9 protein-coding genes and 3 tRNA genes are annotated in these 9913 nt (G+C 31.6%); 6 read left to right on the top strand and 6 right to left on the bottom strand.

The window, feature by feature from the left end:
- Positions 1 to 83: 83 nt before the first annotated feature.
- The gene (locus FWJ32_RS10855) at positions 84 to 401 is read right to left on the bottom strand and encodes a hypothetical protein (RefSeq protein ID WP_149545977.1); all 318 of its coding nucleotides are present in this window, start codon (positions 399 to 401) and stop codon (positions 84 to 86) included.
- Complete coding sequence (cmr1, locus tag FWJ32_RS10850; RefSeq protein WP_149545976.1) at positions 380 to 1189, bottom strand: type III-B CRISPR module RAMP protein Cmr1; 810 nt, start codon at positions 1187 to 1189, stop codon at positions 380 to 382. The genes FWJ32_RS10855 and cmr1 overlap by 22 nt, the downstream gene beginning before the upstream one ends.
- Before the next feature lie 510 nt (positions 1190 to 1699).
- Between cmr1 and FWJ32_RS13780 the strand changes: the two genes are divergently transcribed.
- Together FWJ32_RS13780 and FWJ32_RS10845 are read left to right on the top strand one after the other, a co-directional pair.
- Positions 1700 to 1924, top strand: a complete 225-nt coding sequence (locus FWJ32_RS13780) for a recombinase zinc ribbon domain-containing protein (RefSeq protein WP_338028705.1) — start codon at positions 1700 to 1702, stop codon at positions 1922 to 1924.
- Between the two features lie 66 nt (positions 1925 to 1990).
- Positions 1991 to 2230: a hypothetical protein gene (locus FWJ32_RS10845; RefSeq protein ID WP_149545975.1), complete on the top strand. Its 240-nt coding sequence runs from the start codon at positions 1991 to 1993 to the stop codon at positions 2228 to 2230.
- 198 nt (positions 2231 to 2428) lie between these two features.
- On the opposite strand, the gene FWJ32_RS10840 is transcribed toward FWJ32_RS10845, so the two are convergent.
- The 3 genes from FWJ32_RS10840 to FWJ32_RS10830 form a co-directional block, all read right to left on the bottom strand.
- Positions 2429 to 2505, bottom strand: a tRNA-Met gene (locus tag FWJ32_RS10840).
- A 5-nt stretch (positions 2506 to 2510) separates the two neighbouring features.
- A tRNA-Met gene (locus FWJ32_RS10835) sits at positions 2511 to 2586 on the bottom strand.
- Between the two features lie 22 nt (positions 2587 to 2608).
- Positions 2609 to 2698 (bottom strand) — tRNA-Leu (locus tag FWJ32_RS10830).
- 438 nt (positions 2699 to 3136) lie between these two features.
- On the opposite strand from FWJ32_RS10830, the gene FWJ32_RS10825 reads away from it, so the two are divergent.
- Positions 3137 to 5140 (top strand): oxidoreductase, encoded by a 2004-nt coding sequence (locus FWJ32_RS10825; RefSeq protein WP_238988866.1) that lies wholly within the window; start codon positions 3137 to 3139, stop codon positions 5138 to 5140.
- Between the two features lie 45 nt (positions 5141 to 5185).
- On the opposite strand, the gene FWJ32_RS10820 is transcribed toward FWJ32_RS10825, so the two are convergent.
- Entirely contained in the window at positions 5186 to 6100 is a 915-nt protein-coding gene (locus FWJ32_RS10820; protein ID WP_149545974.1) for a LysR family transcriptional regulator, read from the bottom strand.
- 560 nt (positions 6101 to 6660) lie between these two features.
- Here FWJ32_RS10820 and FWJ32_RS10815 point away from each other — a divergent pair.
- From FWJ32_RS10815 to aroD, 3 genes are all read left to right on the top strand, one after another.
- Positions 6661 to 7539, top strand: coding sequence for a shikimate dehydrogenase (locus FWJ32_RS10815; RefSeq protein ID WP_149545973.1), 879 nt, complete (start codon positions 6661 to 6663; stop codon positions 7537 to 7539).
- Positions 7540 to 7927: 388 nt separating this feature from the next.
- Entirely contained in the window at positions 7928 to 9127 is a 1200-nt protein-coding gene (locus tag FWJ32_RS10810) for an MFS transporter (protein ID WP_149545972.1), read from the top strand.
- Positions 9127 to 9882: a type I 3-dehydroquinate dehydratase gene (gene aroD, locus FWJ32_RS10805; RefSeq protein ID WP_149545971.1), complete on the top strand. Its 756-nt coding sequence runs from the start codon at positions 9127 to 9129 to the stop codon at positions 9880 to 9882. The genes FWJ32_RS10810 and aroD overlap by 1 nt, the downstream gene beginning before the upstream one ends.
- Positions 9883 to 9913: the final 31 nt, after the last annotated feature.

Raw genomic sequence — 9913 nt, 5'->3', positions numbered from 1 at the left:
GAGTAAAGTTTTTATGTGCTGCCATTGATTTTGACCTCCCTTAAGAGAAATTTTATCATTTTGTGTGTTTTAGTCCAATTCTCTTAAGGGGCCAATATGTTTTGATTCACCTTCTCTTTTATCTGAGATATTTTTTCTTCATCTAAAAAGACTATAGAAATAAAACCATATTCATAATTATCATCATTTGTCTTATTTATCCATGGTATAATTTTTGTAGCATTAACATGGCCTTTCTCTTTGCCAAACATATAATGACGCAAAAGTTCATCTGAGTATTTGCTCTTAAAATCTGTTCTTGCTTGTGCCTTTTGAGATAAAAGATCTTTTATTATATCAGTTATATTTTTTAGTTGACTATTCGTTACCCTATACAATCCTATTTTATCAACAGTATACAAATCCTCAATTTTTTTACCTCTTCAACTACATCTTCAATATTAGATAAGTTAGTATCGTTTGTATAAGCAGAAAAATCAAAATCATTATAATTACTAAGAGCCTTGTTTTCAATACTAAATTTTACACGTCCAAAACTTAAATTATTTTTGCCTCCTATAAAACCATAATTTTCAACAAAATTTAATAATGGATAAAATATTTTTTCTATTGTGTCATTATCTCCTATTTTAAACGTGACATCAAAAGAACCAAAGAAATATTTATCTGGGAAATACCAAAAATGATAATTTTTAATTTCCTGTTGTTCCCTTAATTTTTGTTCCCTTAATTTCCTCCTTATTTTTTCGTGATCTTCTTTTGTTTTTATCTCAATAAAACTTTGATCACTTTTCTTTTTATAAATTGCAAAAGGTAAGTCTAAAGTATTACCAATATTGGTACTATCAAAATTAATTTTATCTATTTCTATCAATCCTTTTAAGCCATTACATCCAAAAATCAATGAAGGCAAAAATAACTTCTTACTCATTGACTTTATTTCTGCATCTCTTAAAGACATTCCATCATTTATAAATTGTAGAATATTCTTTTTATATTCTTTTGCATTAAATTCCTCACTCTTATAATCATAATTATTATTTAACTTGTCAGCCGCCTTCAAATAAGTTTCAAACCAAAACCTTAATGACCCTATTATAGACTGTGGTTCTATTTCGCTCATATTCCCAAAAGCATTACCCGTATAAAGTGGAGTCACGGTATCTACATTTATACTAATTTTCTTCATTACATTTACCACCTCTAATATTACAATTTATATAATATTAAAAGTCACACAAAATTACATAAAAAAGCAAATCAAAAATCCATCATAGGTAAGCTAAAAAACATTCAAATACTTCTATAAAGCTATAAGTTTTATTTAAATTCTAAAATAGCTGTCAAATTTAAAGCTTAGTAATGCTATAAAACGCAGTATTCTAAACAATTTCTGAAAATATAATAATGTCATCGATCTCTCACATTTTTCACACTATTTAAGATAGACGACAATTTACTTTTTTAAGTAATATTTTTAGTCTTCATTTAGATAATTATATTCTACACAATTCTGCAAAATCCTTCTTCAATTTCACTTTTTGTACTTAATAACAATGGCAGCAAAAAATTATGAATATTCTTAAATATCCTTGATAGCCATGGTAAAATACTCATAACCAAACATAAGTTTTGTTATACTAAATGAGGAAATAAGGTTACAAAGAAAAATCACAGAAATAATAAAGAGGATGTATTTATTATTGGCAACGCTATTCCTACAATCATTGAAAAAAATTTGTTTGAAGGAATGCAAAAGAAAATGGATGAAAGAAAAACAACACGCAGAGCTAACTCTGCAAAAAGAACTTATATTTTGTCTAGTCTTGTTTATTGTGGCATATGTGGCTGTAAAATAGTTGGATGTTTGAACCGTGGAAAATACGTAACATATAGATGTAATAAAGAAGATAGAACTAAATAATGTACAAATAGATATATAAACAAAGATAAATTGGAAATTTTTATTATTGGAGAATTAAATGAAAGGATGTTTGATCCAGAAGTGGCACCAATATTAGTTAAATTCCTGAATGAAGAAAAGCAAAAACTTAACAAAAAAAGAATGGAAGAAATAGCATTATTAAAGAAAAATTACAATAAAATAGGAGCACAAATAAAAAATATAGTCGATGCTATTGCTGAAGGCATGTACCAGCCAATAATGAAGGATAAGATAAAAAAACTTGAAAATACAAAAATAAAACTCTCTACAGACTTTCTGAAATAGAGAAGAAAAAAAACAAGTTTTATTACACATAAAATGACTACGCAAATATTCAATAAAGACAGAAAAATAATTAATTCATCAAATAATCCACAGAGGATAAAAGCTGTACTTAAAAATTATATAAAAAAGTCACCATCCATCCAGACGAAATAAAATACGAATTCTATTTCTGGATAGGTGACGATTTCCGTTCTTTGATGGTAGCGGCGAGTGGATTTGAACCACTGACACTTCGGGTATGAACCGAATGCTCTGGCCAACTGAGCTACGCCGCCATATTTGGTTGCGGGGGTAGGATTTGAACCTACGACCTCCGGGTTATGAGCCCGACGAGCTGCCAGCTGCTCCACCCCGCGATATTTAATTAAACTAAGCCCCTGGTGCCGGAGACCGGAATCGAACCGGTACGGGCTTTGAGGGCCCCCGGGATTTTAAGTCCCGTGCGTCTGCCAGTTCCGCCACTCCGGCAACTGACAAATTATATTATATTGCCTGTATGCTGTTTTGTCAATACCTTATATTAAATTAGTGTGGTTATTTTATGATAATGTCACCTTGTAGGCTATAGTGACAAAATGCCACTATGGGGAATGAGGTTTATTAAATATATATAAATATAAAATTCATAAATTTCATTTAAAACTGCTGATTGAACACCCACTGCACATTAATTAGCATTTTTTAATTGTATCTATCTTTTTATTTTAGTGTTATTCTAATATATTGTTTTTAAATTTCAAACATAAATCAAATATTTATAAAAAGGGTACTTTATCTATAGATGCAGTCTATCATAATCCAGATAAATATCTATTGGACTTATATATTTAACCGTTTTATACTTTTTATAGTTTGATATTTATTTATCGATTCATTAACAAAAATAATTTTTGGGGGGGAATTGCTTTGAAATATCCAAATATATTTTCACCACTTCAAGTAAAAGGCATGACACTTAAGAATAGAATAATCATGCCGCCAATGGGAACAAACTATGCGACTTTCAACGGAGAAGTATCTGAAACAATGATGAACTACTATGAGCTAAGAGCAAAAGGAGGAACAGCTTTAATAATCGTAGAAAATGCTTGTGTTGATTTCCCTATGGGAACAAATGGAACGAAACAATTAAGAATTGATGACAATCAATTTGTACCTGGTCTTTATGAATTAGTAGAAAGAATCCATGCATATGACGCTAAAGCATCTATTCAGTTGAATCATGCCGGAGCTTCAGCTTATGTTGCAAGACTTGGAGGAAAGCAGCCGGTTTCAGCTTCAAATATTCCGTCTAAGACAAACGGCAGCATTCCAAGAGAGTTAAAAGTTGAAGAAATTTACGAAATAGCGAAAAAATATGGAGAAGCTGCCGCAAGAGCACAGCTTGCAGGATTCGATTCTGTAGAGATCCACGGAGGACATTCCTATTTAATATGCCAGTTCATGTCCCCTTTATATAATAAAAGAACAGATGAATTTGGCGGAAGCATTGAAAACAGGGCAAGATTTGCCAGCCTTGTATTAGACAGTGTAAGAGCCGCAGTTGGACCGAAATTCCCAATTTCATTTAGAATAAGTGCAGATGACTTTTTAGAGGGTGGAAATACTTTAGAAGATACATTAGAAATAATGAAGTATCTGGTAGAAAAAATAGACATAATTAACGTATCAGCTGCAGAAAATGATTCTATACAATATCAAATAGATAAAATGGACTTAGCTGATGGCTGGAGAAGTTATTTAGGGAAAGCATTTAAAGAAAAGTTTAACAAACCTGTGGTAGTATCAGGTAATATTAGAAATCCTCAAATTGCAGAAGAAATAATTGCAAGAGGAGATGCTGATTTAATTGCTATAGGAAGAGGGCTTATAAGTGAGCCAAATTGGGTTAATAAAATAGCCAGAGGTGAAGAAAAATATTTAAGAAAATGTATTTCCTGCAATATAGGTTGTGCTGACCACCGCATAGGAAGATCACAGCCAGTTCGCTGCACCATAAATCCTGATGTAATTTTTGAAGACGCATATAAGAAAAATCATGTTAAAAAGAATGTTAATGTGGTTGTTATAGGTGCAGGTTCAGCGGGTATGGAAGCTGCATGCACAGCAGCAGAAGTTGGCTGTAATGTTACACTATTAGAAGAGAAAGACAGAGTCGGCGGTTTATGTTGGATGATAGGTTTAATACCATCTAAGAAAAGAATACATGACTTTGTAACATATTTAGAAAATAGAATGGCAAAACTACCCAATTTAACATTGAAACTAAATACAAAAGCTACAAGAGAATTATTGGATAAATTAAATCCAGACTTAGTTGTAAATGCTACAGGTTCAAAGCCATTATTACCTCCAATTCCAGGTTTATGTGATTTTGTTGACCAGGAAGGGTCTAAAATTAAATCTATATTTGGTTTCTTAAATAATGTGAAGTCTTTTGAAAACAGCAAAGGCAGAAAAATTGTAGTTGTAGGCGGAGGAGCAGTCGGCTTAGATGTTGCTGAATTCTTTGCTGAACATGAAGCTGATGTAACAATTGTAGAAATGATGCCGCAGTTAGCAAAAGACTTAGATTATATAACAAAAATTTCTATGTTTGATATTATTAAAAAGCATAATATTAAAGTATTAACAAATACAGCACTTCAACGTGTAAATGCAGATTCTTTTACTGTTAAAAATCCTGATGGCAGCATAGAAGATTTAAAATTTGACTATGGCTTTGTATGTCTTGGAATGAGATCAGAAGTCAGTGACTATAAAAACTTAGAGAATTATGTTCAGGAAAAAGGAATTAAATTGTATAACATTGGTGACAGCAAAAGAGTAAGAAAAATAATAAATGGTGTTGAAGAAGGAAGAAATGTTGTTAAAATTTTGGAAGTTATGGGTGCATTTACTAATAGATAAATATTGTAATAGAAGAGAGAGCAGAAAATTAAATCTGCTCTTTTTTTATATGTTTTCAATATGTTCATCTTCTTTGTCAATATGATACCTTTCAAATATGAAATCCAAAAACTTCTGCGGTGCAGGCGCAAGCTTTCGATTTTTTTTATAAACTAAGTATATTTTTCTCTCTATTTTGGGATTTTTAATTGGTATAACTGCAAGGTTAAAACTTGATAATGTGTAAATTTTAGGTATAACTGCAATTCCATAATTACTCTCTACAAATCCACAAATTGTGTGATCTTCTTCAATGCTGCACTTTACAATAGGTTCAAAACCGCTTTTTTTAAATATGTCTTGAATATACTTGTACAATCCACTTCTTTCTCCATATACTATAAAGGGGTAATCCTTCGCTTCTATTAAATTTATTTCATCATATTTAGCAAGAGGATGGTCTTTAGCTGTAATTAGTACAAGTTCTTCCTTGGTAATGCTTTTAAAAACTAGATCTCCTTCATTTTCAAGATATGAAGAAAAAGCTATATCACATTTTCCATCTTTTAGCATTTTCAACACTTCTTTGCTTGTACCTTGTACCAAACTAAATGTAATGTTTTTGTTTTCCTCGATGCCCGAAAAAGAGCTTACAAGCTTAGGAACAAACTGATGCCCCATATTGTAAATAAAAGCAAGATCAATATGGCCGTGTGATGGGCTGCCGTAATTTTGTACCAACTGCGTCCCTCTTTCAATTTCAGATAAGCTCTTGTTCACATATTCTAAGAAAATCTTACCATATTTTGTTAAAACAATATTACGTCCCTTTTTTTCAAACAAAGGAGTATTTAATTCTTCTTCCAAGCATTTAATAGAATATGAAAGAGACGGCTGGGTAATATACAACGCTTTAGCTGCTTTAGTGAAATTTTGTGTCTCCGCTAGTTTTTTAAAATAATACAATTGATTTAATTTCATGTTTTTACCTCCTTTTTATGGACATATTATTGTCAAAAGTTTTTATATTAATTTTGATGTATATCCGTGTTTTATTAACTTTTATCGTATTTTAACTTGCCTTCCCTTTATTTTTGAAATATTTTAGGTTATTTTAAACCCCCAAAAAACTTTATTAACATTGAGGTTTTGCATATATTTTCAAAAGATCCGCCTCGTCTTGCAAACCATTGACAAATTTCTTTAAGCCAGATAATAGAATTGATATGTTAATGACTTATTAAAGTTAGCTTTATATCTGCTTACTTCGATCTTTGTGCTTCTAAATTACTATTTGGTTCTACTTTATCAAGGGCAACAACGCTATTTTAACGTTTATTACCATTTATCTTAACATAATATGTGCCACATTCTATTTTTTTAGGCCACCACAAATATTCTATCATAAGATTATATTTATATATAGATAACATCTATAGTTAGTTCAAAATTTATCTATTTGACTAATGAATTGTTAAATATTATATTATCTTTGATAATAAAATGTTAATCTAGATTATATTAAAATTGGAGGGTAAAAAATGGGTAAAATAGCAGTTACAGAAAGAGTTACAGGGCATACAGAATTGATTGGATTAATAGGATATCCTATTAGACATAGTATGTCTCCTACAATGCATAATGAAGCATTTAAAAAATTAGGGTTAGATTACGTATATGTAGCATTTGAAGTAGATAATGATACTTTGGAAGATACAGTTAAAGGCATGAGAGCAATGAAAGTAAGAGGATTCAACGTTACAATGCCAAATAAAAGAAAAATAGTTCAATATTTAGATAAATTATCTGATGCTTCTGCCTTGACTGGTTCAGTTAACACTGTTGTTAATGACAATGGAGTACTTACAGGCTATATTACAGATGGCATAGGTTGCATGAGAGCATTAGCTGACAAAGGTGTGGATGTTAAGGGGAAAAAATTCACTATTATGGGAACAGGCGGTGCCGGAACTGCCATTATTGTTCAGGCTGCTTTAGATGGTGCGAAAGAATTATCAATTTTTAACCGCAACGATTCATTTATTGAAGAAGCAAAACAAACAGTAAAAAAAGTAAATGAACAGACAAATTGCAAAGCAACATTATATATGTTAGAGGATCAAGATAAATTAAGAGCAGAAATTGCATCCAGCGATATATTAATAAATGCAACTTGTGTTGGAATGAAGCCTCTTGAAGGTCAATCTTTAATTACAGATCCAACTATGCTTCATCCAGGTTTAATTGTGCATGACTGCGTTTATTCTCCAAGAGAAACAAAATTATTATCTATAGCGAAAGATGCAGGCTGTATAACAATGAATGGTCTTGGCATGATGTTATATCAAGGTGCTGCAGCATTTAAACTGTGGACTGGTAAAGATATGCCAACAGATTATATAAAGGATATTTTATTTTAAAGGTTCGTTGTAAAATTAATTGCAACAACAAAATGCAGTAAAAAAATGAACAACCATAGTGAGAAATCATGTATGATTAAGGTGTCTAATCTAAACATACAGGGGGTCTCTACTATGGCTGTTCAATCCAATTTCACCACAATAACACGTTTTTTTAAGCACCTAAGCGTCTTTGAACGAAGTCAAATTGCTGCTCCCCTAAAAGAAGATAAAACTCAGCACTATACTGCAAAAAAAGTTAAACCGCACATTTGCTCAATAAAGTAGCCAAGAATGACTTAAAGATGCTTTATTCTTTAAAATCTTAATCATGATGATTTTGCAATGTGTGCTGCATTTAATATTGCAATTTAGAATTTTATTTTAAATAAATCGGAGGTTTTCAGACATGAAAAATAAATATTTTCCAACAGTATTAAGCCTGTATATAAATTATTTTGTACATGGTATGGGAGTTATTATACTTTCACAAAATATGGATGCATTAGCAACTAAGTGGAGTACAAATAGTGCAGGAGTTGCGTGGGTTATATCAGCCCTTGGTATTGGACGATTAATTGTTTTGCTAGTATCAGGGAAGTTATCTGATAAATTTGGGCGTAAACCATTTGTTATTTTGGGAATGATCACATATTTGGCGTATTTCGTAGGTATATTGCTAAGCCCAAATATACAAATAGCATTTGTCTTTGGTATTTTAGCAGGAATTGCAAACTCATTCTTAGATGCAGGTACTTACCCAGCTTTGATGGAATCATATCCTAAAGCAAAGGGTACAATGAACGTATTGATTAAAGCCTTTATATCTGGTGGACAATTCTTACTGCCATTAATAGTAGCATTTATCGTAAGCAACAACATGTGGTATGGATATTCCTTCATATTATGTATTGTAATTTTAGTTATAAATGGAATTTTCATAGCAAAGGTTCCATTTCCTCCTCACACTGCAGAAGAAGCAGCTAAAGAAGGTTTAGAAGCCTCAGTAATAGAATTTAAAAAACAACCAAAATGGTATATTGATGGGATTGTCTTTGTAGTCTATGGATACATCTCACAAGCAACATTTTATTTGGTAAGTCAGTGGTTAACAAAGTATGGTTTATCAGTAGTACAAATGGGTGAATTAGCTTCACGTTCACTTATGAGTTACTATTCAGTAGGTTCTTTAGCTTGTGTATTTATATCATCATTTTTACAACAAAAAGGTGTTAAACCTCGTGCTTTAATAGTTGTTTATACATTTATCTCAATGATCACACTTGGTGCTGTTTATTTGTTCCCATCGCCAACCGTAACCAGCATTGGTGCATTTGCAATTGGATTCTCAGCAGCAGGTGGAGTAATGCAATTAGGGTTGACATTAATGAGTGAAATTTACCCCTATGGAAAAGGAACAGTTACAGGAATATTCTATACATCTGGAAGTATTGCATCATTTACAATACCAGTTATAACTGGAATAATGTCAACCACAAGTATAGCAAGTATAATGGGATTTGATGCAGTTATTGCTGTGATTGGATTTGTTTGCGGAATCATTATAGCAATCAGACATAAACAAATTGTAAAGGAGGCAACAAGATAATGAAAACAGTTAAAGTAAAAGATATTACTTTTAATGAAGGAGCACCAAAAATATGCGTTCCTTTAGTAGGAAAAACAGAAGCTGAAATTTTAGATGAAGTTGCCTATTTAAATTCTGTTGATTTTGACCTAGCAGAATTTAGAGCAGACTTTTATGAAGACGTAGAAGATTTTGCTAAAGTACAATCATTGCTTAAGAAAATACGAGAATCATACAATAAACCACTTTTATTTACCTTCAGAACACATAAAGAAGGCGGAGTTCATGAGATGTCAGAAGAAAAGTATTTTGCACTCAATCGTGCTGCTGTTGAAAGTAGATGTATTGATTTGATAGATGTTGAATTATTTAGCACAGAAGAAGAAGTAAAGAAATTCATCGCATTCGCAAAAGAAAATAATGTTAAAGTAATAATGTCTAATCATGATTTTTGTAAAACTCCATCTAAAGAAGAATTGGTAAATCGATTAGTTAAAATGCAGGAACTAGGCGCAGACATAACCAAAATAGCGGTGATGCCAAAATCTGAAGAAGATGTACTTACACTCCTTTCTGCCACATTAGAAATGAAAAAAGAAAAGGGCGATCGCCCATGTATTACAATGTCTATGGGATCACTTGGAGTAATAACTAGATTATCAGGAGAGTTATTTGGCTCGTGCATGACATTTGCAGCAGCAAAACATGTTTCAGCTCCAGGTCAGATAAGTGTAAAAGATGCAAGAAATATATTGAATCTGCTGCACATCTCCTAGTTAAACTCTAATGATGGCGAAAAGATTGTTA

Origin of the sequence: Calorimonas adulescens, assembly GCF_008274215.1 — a bacterium.
Lineage (GTDB): Bacteria > Bacillota > Thermoanaerobacteria > Thermoanaerobacterales > UBA4877 > Calorimonas > Calorimonas adulescens.
This window is presented reverse-complemented; position numbering and strand designations above follow the sequence as displayed.